The sequence below is a fragment of the Streptosporangium roseum DSM 43021 genome (assembly GCF_000024865.1).
GTDB classification, from domain to species: domain Bacteria; phylum Actinomycetota; class Actinomycetes; order Streptosporangiales; family Streptosporangiaceae; genus Streptosporangium; species Streptosporangium roseum.
Genome location: NC_013595.1, coordinates 8,523,771 through 8,544,766, shown reverse-complemented (window position 1 = coordinate 8,544,766; position 20,996 = coordinate 8,523,771). Strand labels below are relative to the sequence as shown.

At 72.1% G+C, this 20,996-nt stretch carries 21 protein-coding genes and 1 pseudogene; 15 read left to right on the top strand and 7 right to left on the bottom strand.

What is annotated here, in order from left to right:
* Positions 1-140 precede the first annotated feature (140 nt).
* Positions 141-941: an ABC transporter ATP-binding protein gene (locus SROS_RS37380; protein WP_012894145.1), complete on the top strand. Its 801-nt coding sequence runs from the start codon at positions 141-143 to the stop codon at positions 939-941.
* A complete protein-coding gene (locus SROS_RS37375; RefSeq protein WP_012894144.1) occupies positions 938-2,275 on the top strand; it encodes an FtsX-like permease family protein in 1,338 nt (445 codons plus the stop codon). The genes SROS_RS37380 and SROS_RS37375 overlap by 4 nt, the downstream gene beginning before the upstream one ends.
* A 41-nt stretch (positions 2,276-2,316) precedes the next feature.
* Here SROS_RS37375 and SROS_RS37370 read toward each other — a convergent pair whose 3' ends face one another.
* A complete protein-coding gene (locus SROS_RS37370) occupies positions 2,317-3,285 on the bottom strand; it encodes an ArsR/SmtB family transcription factor (protein WP_012894143.1) in 969 nt (322 codons plus the stop codon).
* A gap of 78 nt (positions 3,286-3,363) precedes the next feature.
* On the opposite strand from SROS_RS37370, the gene SROS_RS37365 reads away from it, so the two are divergent.
* The 7 genes from SROS_RS37365 to SROS_RS37335 all read left to right on the top strand — a co-directional run bounded on the left by SROS_RS37365 (position 3,364) and on the right by SROS_RS37335 (position 11,705).
* Positions 3,364-4,605 carry an MFS transporter gene (locus SROS_RS37365; protein WP_012894142.1) on the top strand — a complete coding sequence of 414 codons (1,242 nt, stop codon included), beginning with the start codon at positions 3,364-3,366 and terminating at the stop codon, positions 4,603-4,605.
* 215 nt (positions 4,606-4,820) lie between these two features.
* Complete coding sequence (locus SROS_RS37360; protein ID WP_218919749.1) at positions 4,821-5,276, top strand: S26 family signal peptidase; 456 nt, start codon at positions 4,821-4,823, stop codon at positions 5,274-5,276.
* Between the two features lie 124 nt (positions 5,277-5,400).
* Positions 5,401-8,352, top strand: coding sequence for a BTAD domain-containing putative transcriptional regulator (locus tag SROS_RS46520; RefSeq protein ID WP_148269321.1), 2,952 nt, complete (start codon positions 5,401-5,403; stop codon positions 8,350-8,352).
* 78 nt (positions 8,353-8,430) lie between these two features.
* Entirely contained in the window at positions 8,431-8,622 is a 192-nt protein-coding gene (locus SROS_RS37350; RefSeq protein WP_012894139.1) for a hypothetical protein, read from the top strand.
* 131 nt (positions 8,623-8,753) lie between these two features.
* Positions 8,754-9,296 carry a MauE/DoxX family redox-associated membrane protein gene (locus tag SROS_RS37345; RefSeq protein WP_012894138.1) on the top strand — a complete coding sequence of 181 codons (543 nt, stop codon included), beginning with the start codon at positions 8,754-8,756 and terminating at the stop codon, positions 9,294-9,296.
* 43 nt (positions 9,297-9,339) lie between these two features.
* On the top strand, positions 9,340-9,849 hold the full coding sequence (locus SROS_RS46515; RefSeq protein WP_012894137.1) for a thioredoxin domain-containing protein: 510 nt from the start codon (positions 9,340-9,342) through the stop codon (positions 9,847-9,849).
* Positions 9,850-9,920: 71 nt separating this feature from the next.
* Positions 9,921-11,705, top strand: a complete 1,785-nt coding sequence (locus SROS_RS37335; protein ID WP_245564423.1) for an ABC transporter ATP-binding protein — start codon at positions 9,921-9,923, stop codon at positions 11,703-11,705.
* On the opposite strand, the gene SROS_RS37330 is transcribed toward SROS_RS37335, so the two are convergent.
* Entirely contained in the window at positions 11,706-12,323 is a 618-nt protein-coding gene (locus tag SROS_RS37330) for a TetR/AcrR family transcriptional regulator (protein WP_012894135.1), read from the bottom strand.
* Positions 12,324-12,485: 162 nt separating this feature from the next.
* On the opposite strand from SROS_RS37330, the gene SROS_RS37325 reads away from it, so the two are divergent.
* From SROS_RS37325 to SROS_RS37310, 4 genes are all read left to right on the top strand, one after another.
* Positions 12,486-13,361, top strand: a complete 876-nt coding sequence (locus SROS_RS37325) for an SAM-dependent methyltransferase (protein ID WP_012894134.1) — start codon at positions 12,486-12,488, stop codon at positions 13,359-13,361.
* Between the two features lie 625 nt (positions 13,362-13,986).
* Entirely contained in the window at positions 13,987-14,637 is a 651-nt protein-coding gene (locus tag SROS_RS37320; protein ID WP_012894133.1) for a DUF4142 domain-containing protein, read from the top strand.
* A gap of 7 nt (positions 14,638-14,644) precedes the next feature.
* Positions 14,645-15,226, top strand: coding sequence for a GNAT family N-acetyltransferase (locus tag SROS_RS37315; protein ID WP_012894132.1), 582 nt, complete (start codon positions 14,645-14,647; stop codon positions 15,224-15,226).
* A 157-nt stretch (positions 15,227-15,383) separates the two neighbouring features.
* Positions 15,384-16,019, top strand: a complete 636-nt coding sequence (locus SROS_RS37310; protein ID WP_012894131.1) for an MOSC domain-containing protein — start codon at positions 15,384-15,386, stop codon at positions 16,017-16,019.
* Here the strand turns inward: SROS_RS37310 and SROS_RS46510 are convergent.
* Entirely contained in the window at positions 16,000-16,191 is a 192-nt protein-coding gene (locus SROS_RS46510; RefSeq protein ID WP_012894130.1) for a hypothetical protein, read from the bottom strand. The genes SROS_RS37310 and SROS_RS46510 overlap by 20 nt on opposite strands.
* A 23-nt stretch (positions 16,192-16,214) precedes the next feature.
* On the opposite strand from SROS_RS46510, the gene SROS_RS53500 reads away from it, so the two are divergent.
* Positions 16,215-16,547, top strand: coding sequence for a hypothetical protein (locus SROS_RS53500; protein ID WP_052317121.1), 333 nt, complete (start codon positions 16,215-16,217; stop codon positions 16,545-16,547).
* On the opposite strand, the pseudogene SROS_RS54650 reads toward SROS_RS53500, so the two are convergent.
* Positions 16,460-16,636, bottom strand: a pseudogene (locus SROS_RS54650) (ice-binding family protein); the annotation flags it as partial. The gene SROS_RS53500 and the pseudogene SROS_RS54650 sit on opposite strands and share 88 nt — an antisense overlap.
* A gap of 50 nt (positions 16,637-16,686) precedes the next feature.
* Positions 16,687-16,818, bottom strand: coding sequence for an ice-binding family protein (locus SROS_RS54645; RefSeq protein ID WP_218919748.1), 132 nt, complete (start codon positions 16,816-16,818; stop codon positions 16,687-16,689).
* 702 nt (positions 16,819-17,520) lie between these two features.
* Here SROS_RS54645 and SROS_RS37295 point away from each other — a divergent pair.
* Positions 17,521-19,032, top strand: a complete 1,512-nt coding sequence (locus SROS_RS37295) for a S1 family peptidase (RefSeq protein WP_012894128.1) — start codon at positions 17,521-17,523, stop codon at positions 19,030-19,032.
* Positions 19,033-19,178: 146 nt separating this feature from the next.
* Here the strand turns inward: SROS_RS37295 and SROS_RS37290 are convergent, their stop codons facing one another.
* Both SROS_RS37290 and SROS_RS37285 read right to left on the bottom strand, forming a co-directional pair.
* Positions 19,179-20,123, bottom strand: a complete 945-nt coding sequence (locus SROS_RS37290; RefSeq protein ID WP_012894127.1) for a sugar kinase — start codon at positions 20,121-20,123, stop codon at positions 19,179-19,181.
* A 37-nt stretch (positions 20,124-20,160) separates the two neighbouring features.
* Entirely contained in the window at positions 20,161-20,946 is a 786-nt protein-coding gene (locus tag SROS_RS37285; RefSeq protein ID WP_012894126.1) for an IclR family transcriptional regulator, read from the bottom strand.
* Positions 20,947-20,996: the final 50 nt, after the last annotated feature.

The window sequence follows — 20,996 nt, the reverse complement described above, 5'->3', positions numbered from 1 at the left end:
CTCGTGTCGTGACGAAATTATAGGCGGTGAACGTGTGTGCGTGTATATTTACCGCTCTGACCTGCATGTTTAATGCGGATCCAGCATTTGATCCATAAGTGCGCTACGGTGTATTTATGACTCGTACAGCGTACTCACGAATGCCGCATACGACTTCGCGTCACGCCCTCGAACTCCATGAGGTGGTCAAGCGCCACGGGCACGGCGATGCCGTCGTGACCGCGCTGGACAGGGTGACGATGTCCATCCCGCGTGGCACCTTCACCGCGGTGATGGGGCCGTCGGGGTCGGGGAAGAGCACCCTGCTGCACTGCGCCGCCGGGCTTGACCGGCCGACCTCCGGATCCGTGGTTCTGGACGGCCACGAGCTGAGCGACCTGGACGAAACGGCGCTGACCCGGCTGCGGCGCGACCGCATGGGATTCATCTTCCAGTCGTTCAACCTCGTGCCGACGCTGACGGTGGCGCAGAACGTGGCCCTCCCCCTTGAGTTCGCCGGCCGCCAGCCCGACGAGCGGGCCGTACGGGCGTTGCTCGCGCGGCTGGGGCTCGCCGAGCGGGCCGATCATCGGCCGGCGGAGCTGTCCGGCGGCCAGCAGCAGCGCGTGGCCATCGCCCGCGCCGTGCTCTCCCGGCCCGCCGTCGTCTTCGCGGACGAACCCACCGGCGCGCTGGACACCCAGGCCGCACGCGACGTGCTCGGCATCCTGCGCGAGGCGGTGACCCTGACCCAGCAGACGATCGTCATGGTGACCCACGACCCGGTTGCCGCCTCCTATGCCGACACGGTGGTGTTCTTCGCCGACGGGCGGATCGTGGACACCATGTCGCGGCCGAACCCCGAGGCGGTGGCCGCGCGGATGGCCCGGCTGTCCGCGCCGGACCGGTCCGCCGGGCCGGCGGACGCGGCGCCGGGCCGCCGGGACGGTGGTCTCCGATGATGTGGAGGCTGGCCTTTCTCACCGTCCGCGCCCACCTCGGGTCGTACCTCGCCTCGGCCGCCGTGATGACGACCGGAACCGCCCTGCTCACCGCGTTCGCGAGCCTGCTGGAGACCGGTCTGGAGACCGGCCACAGCTCCGGGTTCCTGATCATGCTGCCCGCCATCCTGGGCGGGTGGACGGTGGCGATCGTGGCTTTCGGCGTGGTCTCCACCGTCTCCCTGACGATCCAGCACCGGGAGCAGGAGCTCGCGCTGCTGCGGTCGATCGCCGCCACCCCACGGCAGATCCGGCGGAACGTCGTGCTGGAGACGGTGATCGTGGCGCTGCCGGCGGTCGTGGCGGGTCTGCTGCCCGGTGTCGCGCTCGGCGCGGTCGTCCTCGGGCGGCTGGTGGACGGCGGCCTGGTCGCCGCTTCCACCGGGTTGAGCGCGGGCTGGCTCTGCGTCGCGGTCGGCGCGGGCACGTCCCTGGCCGCGGCGGTCGCCGCCGCCCTGATCTCCAGCAGGCGAGCCGCCTCCATTCCGCCCGTGCGCGCGCTGGGCGAGGCGTCGCCGTCGGCGACCCGGCTGCTCAGCCGCGCTCGAGCGGCCGGCGGCCTGGGGTTGCTGGTCGTCGGTCTGAGCCTGGCGACGGGGACTCTCTTCATGGAGAACGGCCCGCTGCTCTCCAGCACCGCGGGCCCGGCGGGCGTCGCCGTCGCCGTCGGGCTCGCCCTGCTCAGCCCGCTGGCCGTGACGCCCGTCGGATGGGTCTCCCACGCCCGGATCGGAGCCACCGCCCGGCTGGCCGCCCGCAACACCCACGTGCGGGCCAGGCACAGCGCCGGCGTGGCGTCCCCGCTGATCCTCCTGGTCGGCATCGCGGCCGGAACCCTCTACATGCAGAGCACGGAGGACAGCGTCCATCGGGGACCCGCCGTCGCGGGTGATGTCAGCGGGCAGCTCGCCCCCGTGAACTACCTGATCGTCACCATGATCATCGGCTTCTCGGCGATCGTCGTGATCAACACCCTTGTCGCGGCCACCCGCCGGCGTCGCCGCGAGTTCGGCCTCCTGCGGCTGTCGGCCGCCACCCGCGGCCAGGTGCTGGCAATGGTCACCGTCGAGGCCGCCGTGACCGCCGGCATCGCCGTCGTGCTGGGCACCGTCGCCGCCGCGGCCACGACGGTGCCCTACAGCCTGGTCAAGACCGGCTCGCCGATCGCGTCCGGCCCGGCGTGGATGTATCTCGCCATCGTCGGCGGCGCCTTCCTGCTCGTGATGCTGGCCACCGTCCCGACGACGGTGGGCGCCCTGCGCACCCGGCCGATCGACGCCCTCTCCGCGGCATAGCCGCCGGGCAGGCGGTCCTCACCGCTCCGGAACACCCGCCCTCACGCGGGTGCGGCGGCGAGCAGGGAGTCGGCCACCGTGGTGCGGGCGTAGAGGACCGAACGGCCGGCCCGGTGGGCGGTGACCAGGCCGGCGTCGCGCAGCGCGGTCAGGTGCTGGGAGACCCCCGCCGCCGACAGGCCGGCCCGCCGCGCGAGCTGGGTGGTGGAGGCCGGGGTCTCCAGCTCGGCCAGGAGCAGCGCGCGTGACCGGCCGATCACTGCGGCGATGGCGTCGTTGTCCGCGCTCGCGCGCCGTTCCCAGACGGTCCCGAAGCCTCTGGCCGGGTAGGCGAGCTGTGGCGTGTCCGGTGCGACGATCCTGGTCAGGACACTCGGCCAGGCGAACACCGAGGGCACCAGGATCAGTCCGGCACCGGCGCCCTCCCGGGTGATCGTGCACTGCCGTCTGACGAGCCGCAGGGTGTCGTCGTCCCAGCTCACCGAGGTGTGCAGGTCGTTGAGCAGGTGGGCGGCGCCGTACTCGGCGACCTGCCTGGCCCGGTGGAAGACGTCCGCCTCCAGCACCGCGCGGACGCGGGCCCAGTAGGGGCCCAGGGCCAGCTCCCAGTAGGTCTCGATCTCGGCCGTCACGCGGGAGAGATCATCCTGCGGCAGCTCCCACGGCTCCGGGGAGGCCGCCGCCAGGTGGCGGAGGTCCTCCCGGACCTGCTCGGCCGGGGTCTCCCGGACCGCGGCGAGCTCGGACTCCAGGGTGGGGAACGGCGTGGCCGGGGTCGGGGTGAGGAAGTCGGCGAGATAACCTCCGGCGGGGATCAGGCGGGCCAGCCGGCCGCGGTCCAGTCCCGCCGCCCTCAGCCGGGGCAGCACCTGCTCGGCCCATGACCGGTGCGGTGCGGGTACGGGGGAGCCGACCAGCAGGCGGAAGCTGGTCACGACCTCCCACATGGGGGAGACGGCGAAGCGGGTGTGCGCCAGGTCGCCCGTCGAGAAGGCCAGCTCGGACTGCATGTGCTCTCCCGGATGGTCGAGTATTCGGTCTGAGCTTAATCAATGGCCGCATCGCGCGGAGCGCCGCAGGATCTCCGCATGCCCTCTCTGCGCTCCTCCGTGGCCGACCAGTTCGGCGGCCTCTCCCGGCAGGTCTGGATCCTGTTCGCCGGGACCGTCGTCAGCCGGCTCGGCTACCTGGTCACCCCGTTCCTGGTGTTCTACCTGGCCTCGCGCGGCATCTCGGCCGAGGAGACCCCGTACATCCTGGGCGCGCTGGGCGCGGGGCACCTGATCGGCCCCATGCTGGGCGGCCTGCTCGCCGACCGTCTGGGCCGGCGGCCCACGATGCTGATCGGGCTGGTCGGGAACGCGGCCGCCAACGGAGCGCTGTTCGTGGCACCGGGGGTGGTCACGATGGCGCTGGCCGCGCTGACGCTCACCATGGCCGGCGCGATGGTCAGCCCGGCGGCGTACGCGGTGCTGGCCGACACGGTGGCTCCCGAGCGCCGCCGGGCGGCGTACTCGCTGTTCGGCTGGGGAATCAACGTCGGCACCGCGGTCGCCGGCGTGCTCGGCGGGTTCCTCGCCGAGCGCGGCTACTGGCTGCTGTTCGCGGTCGACGTCGTCGGCGCGCTCGGGTACGCGCTGATCGTCGCGGTCTTCCTGCCGGCCGACCGCCCCGCCCGGCGCCCGGCGACGGAGAGCGGCGGCGCCGGCTACGGGGTGGTGCTGCGCGACCGGCTGATGCTCGCGCTGCTGCCGCTGTTCGGCGTCCAGCTGGCGGTCTACGCGCTGACCGAGGTCGCGCTGCCCCTCGCCGTCCGCGACGACGGGCTCTCTCCCGCCGTCTACGGCTACATGGCGATGATCAACGCGGTGGTCGTCGTGGTGCTGCAGCCGGTCGCCACGGGTCTGCTCTCCCGGCTGCCGCAGCTGCCGGTGCTCGGCGTGGCCAGCGTGCTGATCGCGGTCGGCGTCGCCCTGACGGGAGCGGCCGACCAGCCGGTCGAGTACGCCCTGACCGTGCTGCTGTGGTCGGTGGGCGAGGCCTGCGTCGGCGGGATCGCGGCCTCGATCGTCGCCAACCTGGCGCCCGCCCACGCTCGCGGCCGCTACCAGGGGGCCTTCCAGTGGACATGGGGCCTGGCCCGGTTCACCGCGCTGACCGCGGGCGCCACCGTCTACACCCACTTCAGCCCGGCCGTGCTGTGGTGGACCGCCCTGCTGGCCGGGATCTCGGCCGCGGTCGTGATCATGGTGATGGGCCCTGCCATCGCCCGCCGTACCGCGCTTGCGGAGACGCAGGCGGAGAGCGCCGACCTCGCGCTGACCGCCTGACGGCGGCGCGCGTCAGGGGCGGGACTCCGCCGAAGGCGTCGAGGCCGGGAGATTCGGCAGGTGGTCACGCGGACACGGCCGCCCATGTCTCTCGCCGTCCACGGGATCGGCGGACGCCCGCCGGGGCCGGTTGACAGACCCCGGCGCCAATGGAGATCGTTTGCGGTGAGTGGACCAACCCTCCCTCGGGCCGATCGCGGAAGGGCGAGGCGAAGTTGATCATCCGTGGGCTGCTTATCGGTGTTCTCGTGCTCGTGGCGGGCGCCTTCTGGGCCCGCCGGCGTTACGTGGTGGTCACCGTCGACGGGATGAGCATGGCGCCGACGCTGACCGACGGCGACCGCGTCCTGGTACGGCGGCGGCGGATCGACCAGGTGGGCCAGGACGACGTCGTCGTGCTGGAGCCTCCGTCCGATACCGCCGGCCGCTACACGCCCGGACCGCCCGGGGCCGACGGCCGGCTCTGGAACATCAAACGGGTCGCCGCGCTCCCCGGTGACCCGGTGCCGCCGGGGATCGCCGCCGGCGACGGCGTGGCCCGCGTTCCCTCCGGGACGCTGGTGGTCCTCGGGGACAACCCGGACAGCGTCGACTCCCGGCAGCGGGGGTTCTTCCCCGCCGACCGGCTGCTCGGCGTCGCGTTACGCCGGTTGGGCGGGCCGGCCCTCTAACCGACGTGGCGGGGCTGGCGAGGAAGGCGGGACCTTGAGGTTTGGACTCCTTGGCCCGGTGCTGGTCCAGGCCGGTGACTCACCCTTACGGATCACGGCGCCCAAACAGCGCACGGTTCTCGCCATGCTGCTCGCGCGCGCCGGCTACGTCGTGCCGATCCGGTCATTGGTGACGGAGGTGTGGGACGAGCATCCGCCCCGCTCCGCGGTGGCCAACCTGCGCACCTATCTCATGCAGCTCCGCAGGATGCTGCCCCCCTGCGAGAATCCGGCCGTCGAGCCGCTGGTCACCTCGGACGCCGGCTACCTGCTGCGGGTCGAGCCTGCCGAGTTCGACCTCTTCCAGTTCGAGGCGCTCTCCGCGCTCGGCCGCCAGGCGCTGGCCCGGCGGGATCTCGTGACGGCGCAGGACGCCTACACCCGGGCACTCGCACTGTGGCGAGGGGGAGCGGCCGAGGACGCGCCGCTGGGGCCGACCCTGCGCGAGGTGGTCGCCCGCCTCACCGACCAGTATCTGAGCGCGGTGGAGGAGCACACCGAGATCCAGCTCGCCCTCGGCAGCCCCACGACGGCGGTCAGGCGCCTGCGCGAGCTGATCGGCCGCTACCCCCTGCGGGAACGGCTGTACGGCCAGCTCATGGTCGCCCTGTACCGGTGCGGTGACGTCGCCGGCGCGCTGGACGTCTTCGGGGTGGCCCGCCGGATCCTGGCCGAGGAGCTCGGGCTCGACCCCGGCCCCGAGCTGCGCCTCCTGCACCAGGCGGTGCTGCGCCGGGACGCGGATCTGATGGTGCCGGGCGGGCCGCCGGCCGGCGGGGACACCGTGACCGTGGGAGCCGCCGTGACCGGGGGAGCGGCCGTGCCGGTGGGAGCCGCCGTGACCGCGGCGGCGGCCGTGCCGGTGGAGGACACCGTGACCGTGCACGCCGGGGACGGGCCTCCGCGCCCGCGCCAGCTTCCGCGGGAGCCGCCGCTGTTCGTGGGCCGGCCGGCCGAGCTGGCCGGGATGCTCACCGCGCTGTGCGGCGATCCGGCGCAGGGCGCGGGACCGCCGGTGCTGGCGCTGCACGGCCCCGGCGGCGTCGGCAAGTCGACGCTGGCGCTGCGGGCGGCGTACGCCGTGGCCGACCGCTACGCCGACGGCCAGCTCTACGCCGATCTGCAGGGATCGAGCCCGGGGCTGCCGCCGTTGCGGCCGGCCGAGGTGCTCGGCCGTTTCCTGCGGGCACTGGGGGTGCCCCACGGCGAGGTCCCCGCCGCACCGGGGGAGGCGGCCGCCCACTACCAGTCCCTGCTGGCCGGCCGGCGGGTCCTGGTCGTCCTCGACAACGCCGTCGACGCGGCCCAGGTGGCACCGCTGCTGCCGGCCGGCGGCGGCTGCGCGGCGCTGGTCACCAGCCGGACGGCGCTGACCACCATGGACGCCGTGCCGATCGCCCTCGACGTGTTCGACGAGGCGGACTCGGTGCGGATGCTCACGCTGCTGGCGGGGCAGGACCGGGTGGCCGCCGAGGCCGGGGCGGCGGCCGACGTCGCGCGCTGGTGCGGCTACCACCCGCTGGCGCTGCGCATCGCCGGCGCCCGTCTCGCCGGCCGTCCCGACTGGTCGCTCGTGCGGTTCGGCGAGCGGCTGCGCGACCAGCGGCGACGGCTGGACGAGCTGCGGGCGGCCGACCTGGGCATCCGATCCTGTTTCGAGGTCAGCTACGCGGCGCTGACGGGCGGCGCGGGCCGGGGCGGGGGCGCCGCGGCGCACGCCTTCCGGCTGTTCGGCGTGCTCGACGTGCCGGAGATCAGCGTCGAGCTCGCCGCCGCGCTCCTCGACGCCGACCTGAAGGCGGCGGAGGACGCGCTCGACGAGCTGGCGGAGGTCCGCCTGGTCGAGCCGGCCGGCGGCGGGCGGTTCCGCATGCACGACCTGCTGAGGCTGTTCGCCGCGGAGCTGGCCGTCGTCCACGACCCGCCGGACGAGCGCGTGCGGGCCGTACGGCGGGCGCTGGACTGGTACCTCGACCTCTGCCATCAGGTGAACGACCTGCTCCAGCCGCATCTGCGATCCGGGGACGGGCACCGGCCGAGCCGGCGGGACACCGGGGTGGCCCTGCGCGACCACGTCGAGGCGGTGCGACGGTTCGAGACCGAGATGCCGTGCCTGATCGCGGCCGCGGCCCAGGCGGCGACGGGGGAGCAGGCGGTCGCGTGCTTCGTCACCGACCTGATGCCGCTGGTCAGGGCGCTGGCGACCAAGTGCGGGCACTGGCGGGAGTTCGAGACCGTCGCACGGCTCGCCATCGGGGTGGCGCGGCGGCACGGCGACCGTGCCGGGGAGGCGACCGCGCTCACGATGCTGGGACTGGTGGAGTGGAGGACCGGCCGGTCCGAGGCGGCCCGCGACTGCCTGAGCCGCGCCCTTGAACTCCGGCGCGGCCTGGGCGACCGGGAGGCCGAGGGGATGGCGCTGCACAACCTCGGCTGGCTGAGCACGCGCAGCGGCGACCTCGACGACGCCCTCGGTTCCATCACCGCGGGCCTGCGGCTGCTTGAGGCGCACGGGTCCAGCCGGGTCGGGATGGTCAGGCACAACCTGGGCGAGGTCCTGCTGCGGCTCGCCCGGTTCACCGAGGCGGCGGACTGCCTCCAGCGGTGCCTGGCCATCCGCAGGTCGAACGGCGACCGCTTCGGGGAGGGCATCACCCTGGCCGCGCTCGGCCGCGCCTACTGCCTGCTCGACCGCAGGGACGAGGCTCTGGCCACACTCGGGGAGGCGCTGCGCCACTGCCGCGAGACCGGCAACCGGGAGGACGAGTGGGAGGTTCTGCTCAGCAGGTCGGAGATATGGCTGCGCCGCGGGGATCCGGCCTCGGCCGCCGCCGACCTCGCCCGGGTGCTGGAGCTGACCGCCCAGGCCGGCGAGCTCTACGGCCAGGCCGCCGCCACCCGCCAGCTCGCCAGGGCGCGCGCCGCGCTGGGCGACCCCGCCGCGGCGGAGGACGCCCGCCGGGCCGGGGAGCTCTTCGCCTCGCCCGCCATGCGGCCCGATCCGGTGCTGGAGAGGCTGCTCACCGCCCCGCTGTAGCTGCGCTGTATCAGCGGCTGTATTTCCCCAAAATAGCGTTTCGGCTGTCCATATCGCTCTATGAAGGAGTGAGTCCAGATGAACGCTCTGCTGGGAAAGCTCGGCGACCGGGTGCTCGGGAAGCTGGTGCCGAAGGCGACCGCCAAGGCTGACACCTCCTACTACATGACCTGCTACTGCTACGGCAAGACCAGGTACCAGAAGCTCTGCCACATCGTCGGCGGTACGACGGGCTGCGTGTCGGGCTGTGAGAAGCGCGGGAGCTGCTGATCGGGCAGAACCCGTAGGTCCGGGGGCTGAAGCTGCCGCCGGGCTCCGGGCGTGTTTCGCGGGTCCTCACCGTGGCGGGGATGCGCGAAACACGCTCGTCGCGGGATGGAACGAGCGGTGAGACGGTGAAGATGCTCTATTTGACGATCGGCTGCCGGGCTCTGCTGGCCGGCGTCTTCCTGGTCGCGCTGGCGGGCAAGATCCGCGGGCGAGCGGCGTTCGGCGAGTTCGTGGCCTCGATCGTGGCCCTGGGGATGTTCCCGCGCGCCGGATCCGTGATGGCGGCGTACGCCGTGCTGGGGGCGGAGGCCGTGGTGATCCTGTCGCTCGCGCTGCCGTCCACCGTGCTCCTGGGATTCGCGGTGGCGATGGCGCTGCTCGCCGCGCTGACCGCCGGCATCCTGGCCGCCATGCGCCGGGGCCGGCGCGCGCCGTGCCGCTGTTTCGGAGCCTCCGCCGCGCCGCTCGGCAAGGCGCACGTGGTGCGCAATCTCCTCCTGCTGCTGGCCGGCGGTACCGGGCTCACGGCAGGGGCCGTCGCCGGTGACGCCGGGGCCGGGGCACACCCGGCGGGGATCGTCCTCGCACTGGTCACCGCCGCCGTGGGCGCCCTGTTCGTCGTACGCCTCGACGACCTGCTGGGCCTGTTCACCACCTCCGCCCCGCCGCGATGACGCGCGGGTGTGGCGACTCGAAGTCCTTAAGTGAGGTTGTCCGATGATTTTTCTGATCGCCGCCGTCGTGCTGGTCGGCATACTCTGCCTCTTCGACCTGGTGCTCACCTTCGCGGTACTGCGCCGCCTACGCGAGCACACCGCCGAGTTGGAACGTCTCGCCGGATCGGCGCGGTTCGATTCCTACAATCCGGGAGCCCTGATCGGCCGCACGCTGCCCCCCGTCGGAGCGGACGGCGGCGAGTGGCCACGGCTCGTGGCGTTCTTCGACGTCAGCTGCGGCGCGTGCCATGAGCACGCACCGCGTTTCGCCGACGCGGCCCGGACCGGCACCGCCATGGCGGTCATCTCCGGGGACGGGGAGAAGGCCGGCGACCTCATCGGGATGATCGGCGGTACGGCGCGCGTCGCCACGGCGGAACAGGCCGACCGCCTGGTGAAGGCGGTCGGCATCGAGGCTTTCCCGACGTTCCTCCGGGTCGACCCGGACGGCACGATCGTGGGGGCGGACACGGAGCTGGACGCCCTCGCCGGAACGGCCCGCGCGAGGTGACGACGTCTCCGGTCTCGGAAGCGGAGCCGGACGGGGGCCGGCTCCGCCGCCTGTCGCGATACGCCGGAACGGTGGTGCAGCTGTGCTGGCGTATCGGCCCCGGCCTGGCCCTGTCCCAGCTGGCGGTGACCGTCATCGGCGGTCTGTTGCCCATGGGGACCGTGTGGGCGACGAAGCTTCTCGTCGACGAGCTGGCGGCCGGCCGTACCGACCAGGTGCTGCTGCCCGCCTGCGGCCTCATCGTCCTGGGGCTGGCCGCCGGGGTGCTGCCGCATCTCATCGCCTATCTGCAGGCCGAGACGGAGCGCCGGCTGGACCGCCTGATGCAGGACCGCCTGTACACCGCGGTGAACGGGTTCCAGGGCCTGTCGCGGTTCGAGAACCCCGATTTCCTGGACAGGTTGCGGATGGCCGCGCAGGCGACGGGCGGCGCGCTGAGGCCCATCACCTCCGGCCTGTTCGACGTCGGGCGCAACGTCATCACGCTGGTCGGCCTTCTCGCCGCGCTGGCCGTGCTGAGCCCGCTGATGGCGGGGCTGGTGGCGCTGGCGGCGGTCCCCGCCCTGGTCGCCCTGATGTCGCTGGAGAAGCGGCGGACGAGGATGATCGCCGGGCAGTCTGCGGGAATCCGGCGGCAGGTCCTCTACTCCTCCCTCATCACCGACGTGCAGGCCGCCAAGGAGGTCCGGCTCTTCGGGCTGGGCGACTTCCTCAAGGGCCGGATGTTCGGGGAGCTGGCCGTCATCCAGGCCGGAGACCGGCGGCTGGACCGGCGGGAGGCACTCACCCAGTCGGTGCTGGCGGTGCTGTCGGCCGCGGTCAGCGGTGTGGGACTGATGTGGGCGGTGTACGCCGCCGTGGACGGCCGGCTGACCCTCGGTGACGTGACCGCGTTCGCCGCCGCCGTGGCCGGAACGCAGGCCGCGCTGATCGCGACGGTGGAGAACGCGGCCCATGCCCGCCAGGCGCTGTCCCTGTTCGGCTACCACGAGCAGGTGACGTCGCTCCCCGACGACCTGCCGTCCCCGCGGTCGGCCGCCGCGCTGCCCGCGCTGCGGCGGGGCATCGAGCTGCGCGACGTGTGGTTCCGCTACGACGACAGCCACCCGTGGGTGCTGCGAGGGGTCGACCTGACGATCCCGCACGGCGCGTCGGTCGCGCTGGTGGGGCTCAACGGGGCGGGCAAGAGCACCCTGATCAAGCTGCTGTGCCGGTTCTACGACCCGTCCCGGGGGAGCATCCTCTGGGACGGCGTGGATCTCCGCGAGGTGCCGCCGGCCGAGCTGCGCGCCAGGATGGGCGTGCTCTTCCAGGACTACATGAGCTACGACCTGACGGCGGCGGAGAACATCGGGGTGGGGGAGATCGAGGCGCTGTCCGACCGCGCCCGCATCCAGGCCGCAGCCGGGATGGCGGACGTCCACGAGACCGTCCAGGCGCTGCCCCGGGGCTACGACACGCTGCTGAGCCGGATCTTCTTCGGGCCGGAGGACGAGGACGACCCGCAGGCCGGAGTGGTGCTCTCCGGGGGCCAGTGGCAGCGTCTGGCCCTGGCCCGCGCGATGCTGCGCGAGGGGCGTGACCTGCTCGTCCTCGACGAGCCCAGCTCGGGCCTGGACGCGCAGGCCGAGTACGAGGTGCACCGGCGGCTCCGTGAGCATCGCGCCGGCCGTACCAGCCTGCTCGTGTCCCACCGGCTCGGCGCGGTCCGCGACGCGGACCTGATCGTCGTGCTCGACGGCGGCCGGATCGCGGAGCGGGGGACGCACGACGAGCTCACGGCCACGGGCGGGGGATACGCCCGGCTCTTCGAGATGCAGGCCCGCGGCTACCGCGAGGACGCCGGCGTCCAGTGATCACCCCGGCGGCGGGTCGGGGGCGCGGCCGGGTCCCGCGACCAGGGCACGCAAGCCGTCGCGGAACTGGGCGGTGTCGGCCTGGAGCAGGGTCCGCTGGACCATGAAACCGTGTACGAGGCCGATGAGGACCCGGGCGATGTGGCCGGCCGGCACGCCGCGCTCGATGAGGCCGCGTCCCTGGTAGGTCTCGACCTGCTCGGTCATGAAGCGCTCCACGTCGGCGAACGCCCTGGCGAACTGCTCGGCGAGCAGCGGGGAGCGCTGGGCCTCCGCCCACACCTGGATCTCCAGCTTGGCCGTGTCGTGCAGCGCGTCGAGCCGCTCGATGGTGGAGGTCACTGCGGTCACCATGTCGTCGGGCCCCGGGGTGGAGCCGTCCTCCGACAGGGCCTTGAGCGCGGCGGAGACCTCGGTCAGGGTCTCGGTGGCGATGGCGGCCACGAGGGCTTCCTTGCTGGGGAAGTAGCGGTACGCGCCGCCGGGGGACATGCGGGCCTCGCTGAGGACCTCCTGCATCGACGTGGCGTGGAAGCCGTTGCGGGCGAAGCAGGTGCGGGCGGCCTTGAGGAGCTGGGCGCGCCGCGCCGCGAGGTGCGCCGGCGAGACGGGTGACATGGCCCCATGAAAGAACGAGTGTTCGCTCTTGTCAATCCGGTGCGGGCGTGGCAGCTTGAAAGAGAACGAGCATTCGCTCTTTCCCGGGTGGGGAGGGACGGGGAGGACGCCCGCGCCCGGCCCGTCCGGGGGAGGCGTTCACGACAGCCCTGGAGGAGCACGATGGCACACCGACCCGAACTCGCCGGCGAGCTGACCGGAATCGGCGCGACCGCCCTGGGGGTCGCCTTCCTGCGAGCGGAGGAGAGCCGCCGCGCGGACCGGCTCTTCGACGACCCCTACGCGCGGACGTTCCTGGACGCGGACGGCGTCGCCAGATCGGTGTGGACGGCCGCGCCGGCGTCGACCGGTCCGGGCTTCGCGGAGCTGATGGCCGATCAGGTGGCGGTCCGCACGCGTTTCCTGGACCGGGCGTTGCTGGAGGCCGCCGGGGCCGGGTGCGCCCAGGTGGTGCTGCTGGCGTGCGGTCTGGACACCCGCGCGTTCCGGCTGGACTGGCCCGCCGGGACGCGCGTCTTCGAGGTCGACTTCGCCGACGTGCTGGCGTTCAGGAGGACCTGCCTGGCCGGACATGGCGTCCTCGCGCGCTGCGACCGGGTGGAGGTCCCCGCGGATCTGCGCGACGACTGGCCGGGTGCGCTGGTCGAGGCGGGTCTCCGGCCGCACGTGCCGACCGCCTGGTTGGCCGAGGGGATCCTGTACGCCCTGCCGGCCGACGCCGCCGACCTCCTCCTGGATCGCATCACCTGCGCCTCGGCCCCCGGCAGCGTCCTGGCTCTGGACCACATGGAGGACTCCGAACCGCTCCGTGCCGCCCGGCGGGCGATCTCCGCAGAGCTCGTCGACCTGTGGCGGGGCGGTCCCGCCGGGGATCTCGCCTCCTGGCTCCGCGGACGAGGATGGCGCCCGGCTCTCCGTGACCTCGGTGAGGTCGCGGCGGGATACCGCCGCCCGGTGCCACCGGCGTTCGACCCGGACCGTGCGGGTACCGGCCGGGGATGGCTGGTCACCGCCCGCCTGGTGGAAGATCGTCGATAGCCGCCCCTGCCGGGCCCGAGGCGGGCCGGACCCGCCGAAGATCGCGGGTTCGCCGAGGATCGGGCCGGGGATGCCGTCATACGTACGGCCCGCCGGTGATCGTGGGTTTACAGGGCTCCGCCGTGGCGGAGGCGTCGCGGCGTTGACACTCCGTTCTTGATCGGCAGCGGTGGGTTACACTCCCCGAAGAGGCGTTTCCGGCAGGCTCCTGGCCGGCGGTGTCTTGCCGAGGATGTGCGCGACGGTGTCCGTGGCGTCCTCGCCGGCCATGGTCGCCGGCCGGTGGCCGTCACGGATCGGAGATGCTCTGTCGGGCACGCGACCGGCCGACGACTACGTATCGCTGTGGGACTGCCGGTCCGCCGCCCCGGGCACCTCTGACGGATCGGTTGCGCCTTCCTCGCTTCGACAGTCCGGCGATCTTCGCTCGGCTGCACGGCGAGGACGCCGGACGCTGGTCCGTCCGCCCCACCCGACTCCGGGGAAAGGAGTGGCCTGTTATGTAATGTAATTGAATAGGGGTATTTGGTACTAATGTGGCGTTTTGTCCACATGGAAAGTTCTGTGCCGGGAAAGGCCTCTGGGGTGGTGGAAAATCCGCCAGGACACATTCCCGGAGGTAGTGATGGCGCTCCATACCCCACTCGTGGCGATCGCGGCGACCTCCGCTGCCGTGCTGGCGCTGACGGGCGGCTCGACGGCCTCGGCCCTGACACCCGCGCCGACGCCGGTGCCGAGGCCGACGACGACGTCCTCGGATGAGGGCCGGGTGCCCGCGCAGGACAGGCAGTTCCTGACCCAGGCGCATCAGGGCAACCTCACCGAGATCGCCGCCGGCAAGGCCGCCCAGAGCAAGGGGAAGGCCAACGCCGTCCGTTCGATCGGGGCCATGCTCGTCGCCGACCACACCAAACTCGACAAGAAGCTCCAGCAGGTCGCGCAGCGGCTGAAGGTGACGCTGCCCGAGCAACCCACGGCGCGCCAGCAGACCAAGGCCAAGGAGTTGGACGCCCTGTCCGGCACGGAGTTCGACAAGGCCTGGACCAAGACGATGGTCTACAGTCACCGTGCGGCCCTGGCCGCGATCAAGAAGGAGATCGCCGACGGGTCGGTGCCCCAGGTCAAGGCGCTCGCCAAGGCCGCCCGGCCGATCGTCCAGGATCACCTGGACCGGCTGCTCGCCGCGGAGAAAGCCCTCGGAGCCCTGAGCCCGGACCGGCCGCCGGCGATCCTGACGGTGTCCCTGCCGGGGACAGGCCGGGCCGGGAGGAAATAATCGGCGCGTGCAGATCGTGTCGTATCCGGAGGCGGCCACCCCGCCCGAACTCCGCGCGCAGGTGTCGGACCTGCGGCACCAGGCGTGGCCGGCGGAGGATCCCACCGCCGTCACCGAAGGGGCGCCCATCCACGACCCCGGGCTGCGGCCGTTGTCGGTGCTGCTGGTGGACGGCGGCGCGGTGCTGGCAGCCCTGGACATCCTCTCCAAGGAGATCGTCCACGCCGGACGGTGCTACCGGGCCGGAGGTCTGAGCACGGTGGTGACGCGCCGGGAGGCGCGCGGCAGGGGCCACGGCCGCCGCCTGGTGACAGCGGCCCGCGAGTCGATGGCCGCGATGGACCTGGATCTCGGGCTGTTCACCTGCGACCGTCCCCTGCAGGGGTTCTACGAGAGCGCCGGCTGGAGGCCGCTGCCCGGCGCGGTCCTCGTCGGGGGGACCCCTCAGGCCCCGTTCCCCAGCGACCAGCCCGGCTTCGGCAAGGTCACCATAGCCGGCTTCTTCTCGGTCGAGGCCCGTCGCCACCGATCGTCGTTCCAGCACTCCCGGATCGAGCTGTACCCGGGCGAGATCGACAAGCTCTGGTGACGTCACGCGGAGAACCCGGACGACGGCCTCCCGGTCCGGCCGTCCCGGCGGAACACCACTCCGTCCCCCGGCTGCCCGGTCACCGGAAGCCGGCCCGTCGCGGCAACGGCGGGAAAACATGTGGCCCGAGCGAGCGGCGGACCGTACCGTCGCCACCATGAGGCTGCTCTCCGTCAACATCGGCCGGCCCCGCCCCAACCCGTGGAAGGGGCTGGGGTTGACGGGCATCGACAAGCAGCCCGTTGACGGCCCGGTCGCCGTCACCGCCCCCGGCCCCAAGGGCACCGGCGCGGTCGGTCTCGCCGGTGACCGGGTCTATGACGTGGAGCACCACGGTGGCTCCGACCAGGCCGTCTATGCTTACGCCCGCGAGGATCTCGACGGGTGGGAAGCCGAATTCGGCAGCTCGCTCACAAACGGGGTCTTCGGGGAGAATCTCACGACTCTGGGGCTGGACGTCAACGGCGCCCTGATCGGTGAGCGCTGGCGGATCGGGCCGGACGTCGTCCTGGAGGTGTCGTGCGCGCGTATCCCGTGCGCGACGTTCCAGGGCTGGCTGGAGCGTGACGGCTGGATCAAGCGGTTCATGCGGGCCGCACGGCCGGGCGCGTATCTGCGCATGATCGAGCCCGGCGAAATCCGTGCCGCCGACCCGGTCGAGGTCGTGCACCAGCCCGGCCACGACGTGACCGTCGCGCTCGTCTTCCGGGCGATGACCCTGGAACCGCGGCTGCTGCCGCGGCTGGCGGCCGCCGACAAGCTGCCCGCGGAGGTCAGGAATAGGGCTGGATGAGGGCGTCGTCGATGCGGTTCTTGACCAGTTCGGCGACGCGGACGCCGGTGTAGAGCGGTGTCTTGATGGGCGCGATGTCGCCGGTACGGCGCGCGGCCCACACGGTGGTGCAGTAGCTGCGGATCTCGGCCTCGGTGGGGACGTCGGGCAGCTTCTTGGGCCGGCGTCGCACCGGGACGTGGAGCTCGGCCGCAGGTGCCGGAAGACCTCTTCGAGGTAGGCGTGGCCGGGTCGCTCCTCGCGCAGGTGCTTGGCCAGTTGGCGGTCCAAGCGGTGGACGGGGCGCCACGGTTGTCGATCACGGTGACGTCGCCGAGGTGGGCCGACACGGTGGCGGCCCTCGCGGATCCCAGGTTCGTGGGTGCGGGCATGGTGATGGAGAGGGCGCCGCCGGTGAGGGTCACGGTGCTGGCCGAGGTGGTGATGAGGGTGGAAGCGGTCTGGAAGATGAAGACCGCGTCCGTATTCCCTTGCGCGTCGAGGGTCAGGATACCGGTGATTCCGAACGTGCCCGCGGCGGAGGTGTAGACGCCTGGTGTCAGGGTGGTGGCGCCGAGTTCGGCGGCCACGGTGGTGGCGGGAGTCCGAGCCGCGGCGTCGTCGTAGGCGGCGGCCAGATCGGCCTTGGCTGGGCGGCGGCGTCGGCCGTGTGGATCGTCCCGCTCACCTAACCCGGCGGAAAACCGGTCACCGCTGTCCCCGGGCTCAGCCCGAGATCGCCGGTGACGGTGGTGGCACCGGTGTTGGTGACGGTGCTGCCGGCCAGAACCGCGAAGTCCGCGGCCTCACCCAGCAGCACCAAACTGCGCGGACGGCAGCACGGTCATGACCGGAACCAGCGCGAAACCCACCACCGGCCGGGAAAACCCGGGCAGGCGGACCTGCGGCGGAGCGGCTATCGGGGTAGGACCCGGCATCGCCGCCTCTGCCGATCTCGAACTCCTGGCGCGTCGCAGCCCGACCAAGACGAGTTTCCTCAACGTCACTCCCCCAAAGGCAGTTTCAAGGGGGGAAAGAAAGGCTTCGCATGAATAGCTCCGACTGCGGATCTACGCTCAGATATCGATCTTGTTGTAACACTCGACGGACCTGGTGGGGTGGCGACGTGCCGTTGGGTGACAGAAACCCCCATTGAGATCACCAGTGTGGGACACAAGACCGCGATGATGTTGCTCTGAGCGAGGAGGGAAGCCTGCCCAGCGTGCGGACCGCTCAGACCTCGATGTAGTGCGGGAATGCGCGGTCGAGCAGCTACCCGACCAGGAGGATTTCGCTGCCGCCGAGCGTCGGCGAACCGGAGCGGATGAGCGAGGATGCTCCCGTTTGGTACTGGTGGCACGATCGTTGGCGCCACCCCGATTCCCGCCCGCGTGGCGTGTGGCTTTTGCGACCTTGACCGGCGACGACTCAACTAGGGTGGTGGTGCCCATATCGCATGATCAACCAGTGATATGAGGCGATCTCCCCTCATGCTTTGAAAGCCGAGGTCGAGGAGAGATCCATGTCCCGCAGACATGCCGTTACCACGGGATATGTCCTGGCAATCACCGCGCTCACCCTGGCTGCGGTTCCGGCCGGCGCTGAACGCCGGGCAGCGAGCCCCGCAGCCGCCGTGACCGCCTTGGCCGCGCTGAAACCGCCGCCGGGCATGCTGGAGGCACTCCAGCGCGACCTGGGTCTCACCCCGGTCCAAGCCCAGGCTCGCCTGCTCAACGAGGCCCGCCTGGCACCGGTCGTGCCGCAACTTCAGAAAGCGCTCGGTGCCCGTTTCGGCGGCGCCTGGTTCAGGGGAACCACCGCGCAGAACCTGGTGGCGGCCACCACCAGCACCGCCGACATTCCCCAGATCCTCGCCGCGGGCGCCCAAGCCGAGATCGTCACCAGGCCGCTGACGCAACTGGCCTCGATCAAGAAGAAGCTCGACCAGGCTCTGCCCGTGCGGCCGGTGGTGGCCAGCGTGCGCTACGTCGACGTGAAGACCAACAAGGTCGTCATCCTCGCCCCGAAACCCGAGGCGGCCGAGATCCTCATCGAGAGCGCGGGGGTGGATAAGTCCGCGGTGGTCGTGCTGCCGTCCAACGAGCAACCCCGCCCCCTGCATGACCTGGTGGGCGGGCAGACCTACTACGTCGCCGACACCAACCGCTGCTCGATCGGCTTCCCCGTGTTCAAAGGCACCCAGAACGGTTTCATCACCGCCGGCCACTGCGGTAAGCCGGGCCAGACCACCACCGGCTTCAACCGGGTCGTCCAAGGTGTCTTCCAGGCATCCTCCTTCCCGACCAACGACTACGCCTGGGTCGCCGTCAACGCCAACTGGACGTCGAAGCCGGCGGTGGACAACGGCGCCGGCGGCACCGTGCCCGTTGTCGGTGCCAAGGTGGCCGCCGAGGGTGCCTCGGTCTGCCGGTCCGGTTCCACCACCGACTGGCACTGCGGCATCGTCCAGCAGCGTGATGCCAGCGTCACCTACCCCCAGGGCAACGTCTTCGGGTTGACCCGCACCAACGTCTGCGCCGAACCCGGCGATTCGGGCGGCGCCTTCATCTCCGTCGACCAGGCCCAGGGAGTCGCCTCCGGCGGTTCGGGCGACTGCAGCTTGGGCGGCACCACCTACTTCCAGCCGATCAGCCCGATCCTCACCGCCTACGGCCTGTCCCTGCAGACCACCGCGGGCAATCCCCCCGCTCTGAGCACGGGCACCTGCACCGGCTATCCGAGGGCCGCCACCGGCACCCTGACCAGCGGTCAGACCGCCGCCCAGACGCCCGCCCTCGGCTATCGGTCGACTGCCACAGGTATCCACTCCGGCTGTCTGCACACCGATGTGGGCGCCGACTTCGACCTATACCTGCAAAAACGGACAGGCCCGACCTGGAGCACCGTCGCCGCCGCTGAGGGCGTGACCCCTAACGAGCAGATCGCCTACACCGGCACGGCCGGCACCTACCGCTACCAGGTGGTCTCCTCCAGCGGCTTCGGCCCCTACACCCTGGGGTTCAACGCACCGTAACGCACCTCAGCTCCCCCCGTGCCCCGACCCGGTACCCCTGGTACCGCATCAAGACAGATGTCGCACCGCCTCGGGTGGTCCGCTTGCGCCGGCGGGTGGTTCCCGGCCGGGTGCGACGGTCCGTGAGAGCCTCCCCGAGGCACGCCTCAGCGGCTGACCGCGTCCGCCGGGCGCAGGCGGTCCAGGTCGGAGCGGCGGGGGAGGCTCTCCCAGTCGCCGTCCGCGGCGACCGCGAAGGCCCCGGCCGCGCACGCGGTCGCGAGACGGCGTTCGGGACCGGCGCCCTCCAGCGTCTCGGCGAGCCAGCCCGCGGCGAAGGCGTCGCCGGCCCCCACGGGGTCGAGCTCGGTGACGTGGTACGGCTCCGCGTGCCGTACGACGCCGTCGGAGAGCTCGACCGCGCCGAGCGGGCCGCGTTTGACGAGCACGTGGCGCGGGCCGAGATCCGACAGGGCCCCGGCCAGGGCGACCGGGTCCGCGCCTTCGACGATCAGACGGGCCTCCGCCTCGGTCGCGAACAGCACGTCCGTCGCCGCGACGGTCTCCCGCAGCACGGCGGACGCCTCCTCGGGGCTCCACAGGGCGCGGCGGTAGTTGATGTCCGCCGACACGGTCACGCCCGCGTCGCGGGCCTCGGCGACCGCGGCGCGCACCGCCTCCCGGGCGGAGGCGGACAGCGCGAGCGTGATCCCCGTGATGTGCAGCACGCGTGCCGACCGGATCAGTGAGACGTCGAGGTCCTCGGGCCGGAGCCGGGACCCGGCGCTGCCGGAGCGGTAGTAACGCACGTCGACCATCTCGCTCGTGCGCCGATTCTTGATCATCAAGCCCGTGGGGGCGTCCGGATCGACGATCATCCCCTGGACGTCGACGCCCTCACCCGCCAGCGTCGAGCGGAGCAGCTCCCCGAACTCGTCGGCGCCGACCCTGCCGATCCACGCCGCGCGCCGGCCGAGACGGGTGACGCCGATCGCCAGGTTCGACTCCGCGCCGCCCACGCTGAGACCGAAGTCACGGGCGTGCCGGAGCAGGCCGGTACGACGCGCGGTGAACAGCGCCATGCTCTCACCGAGCGTTACCAGATCGATCATCAGAAATTGGTCCTTAGGTGCTCGTCGTCCGTGCCGGTCATCGAGTCGACCCCAGCTTCCTGGAGATGCGCAGGGCCGTCTCCGCCACCAGCGGCCCCAGGTCGCGGACCCGGGCGGCGGTGATCCGCGAGGTGAGGCCGGAGACGGAGATGGCCGAGGTCGCGGTGTCGGTGTGGTTGAAGATCGGTGCGGCGACGCAGCGCACCTCGGGCTCGTTCTCGCGGTCGTCGACCGAGTAGCCCCGCTGCCGGATCCGGCTCAGCTCGGCGCGGAGCCGGTCGGCCTCGGTGATGGTGTAGCGGGTGATGTGCGGCATGCCGGCGGCCACGACCCGCTCGACGTCCTCCTCCGGCTGCCAGGCGAGGATCGCCTTGCCGACGGCGGTGCAGTAGACGGGGGCCCGGCTGCCGATGCGCGAGGCCATGCGCACGTTGGTCTCGTTCTCGACCTTGTCGATGTAGACCACGTCCGGCGCGTCGTAGACCACGAGGTGGACGGTCTCCCGGACCTCGGTCATCAGCCGGTGGGACTCCTCGGCGGCGACCGTACGCAGGTCGAGCGTGGCCAGATAGGCCTGGCCGAGGTGGAGCGCGCCGTGCCCCAGCCGGTAGGCACCGGTCCTGCGGTCGCGCTCCAGCAGCCTGGCGTCGATGAGCGGGGCGGTCAGCCGGAGCACCGTGCTCTTGGACAGGCCGACCGCCTCGGCGAGCCTGGTGAGCGACAGGCCCTGACCGGCGCCCGTGTGGTCGCGCACGTGTTCCAGCACGGCGAGGGCGCGCCGGAGCGAGGCCGACTGGTTGCGTTCCGGGGCAGCTTCGTTCATCACAGCCTCAGTGAGGATTCGACGGGTCGAACACGCAGGTCAAATTAGGG

Bases quoted from the DNA above. Each gene is read 5' to 3' on its own strand.
- SROS_RS37380 (WP_012894145.1), top strand. From the start codon at position 141: ATGCCGCATACGACTTCGCGTCACGCCCTCGAACTCCATGAGGTGGTC.
- SROS_RS37375 (WP_012894144.1), top strand. From the start codon at position 938: ATGATGTGGAGGCTGGCCTTTCTCACCGTCCGCGCCCACCTCGGGTCG.
- SROS_RS37370 (WP_012894143.1), bottom strand. From the start codon at position 3,285: ATGCAGTCCGAGCTGGCCTTCTCGACGGGCGACCTGGCGCACACCCGC.
- SROS_RS37365 (WP_012894142.1), top strand. From the start codon at position 3,364: ATGCCCTCTCTGCGCTCCTCCGTGGCCGACCAGTTCGGCGGCCTCTCC.
- SROS_RS46520 (WP_148269321.1), top strand. From the start codon at position 5,401: ATGCTGCTCGCGCGCGCCGGCTACGTCGTGCCGATCCGGTCATTGGTG.
- SROS_RS37350 (WP_012894139.1), top strand. From the start codon at position 8,431: ATGAACGCTCTGCTGGGAAAGCTCGGCGACCGGGTGCTCGGGAAGCTG.
- SROS_RS37345 (WP_012894138.1), top strand. From the start codon at position 8,754: ATGCTCTATTTGACGATCGGCTGCCGGGCTCTGCTGGCCGGCGTCTTC.
- SROS_RS46515 (WP_012894137.1), top strand. From the start codon at position 9,340: ATGATTTTTCTGATCGCCGCCGTCGTGCTGGTCGGCATACTCTGCCTC.
- SROS_RS37330 (WP_012894135.1), bottom strand. From the start codon at position 12,323: ATGTCACCCGTCTCGCCGGCGCACCTCGCGGCGCGGCGCGCCCAGCTC.
- SROS_RS37325 (WP_012894134.1), top strand. From the start codon at position 12,486: ATGGCACACCGACCCGAACTCGCCGGCGAGCTGACCGGAATCGGCGCG.
- SROS_RS37320 (WP_012894133.1), top strand. From the start codon at position 13,987: ATGGCGCTCCATACCCCACTCGTGGCGATCGCGGCGACCTCCGCTGCC.
- SROS_RS37310 (WP_012894131.1), top strand. From the start codon at position 15,384: ATGAGGCTGCTCTCCGTCAACATCGGCCGGCCCCGCCCCAACCCGTGG.
- SROS_RS37295 (WP_012894128.1), top strand. From the start codon at position 17,521: ATGTCCCGCAGACATGCCGTTACCACGGGATATGTCCTGGCAATCACC.
- SROS_RS37290 (WP_012894127.1), bottom strand. From the start codon at position 20,123: ATGATCGATCTGGTAACGCTCGGTGAGAGCATGGCGCTGTTCACCGCG.
- SROS_RS37285 (WP_012894126.1), bottom strand. From the start codon at position 20,946: ATGAACGAAGCTGCCCCGGAACGCAACCAGTCGGCCTCGCTCCGGCGC.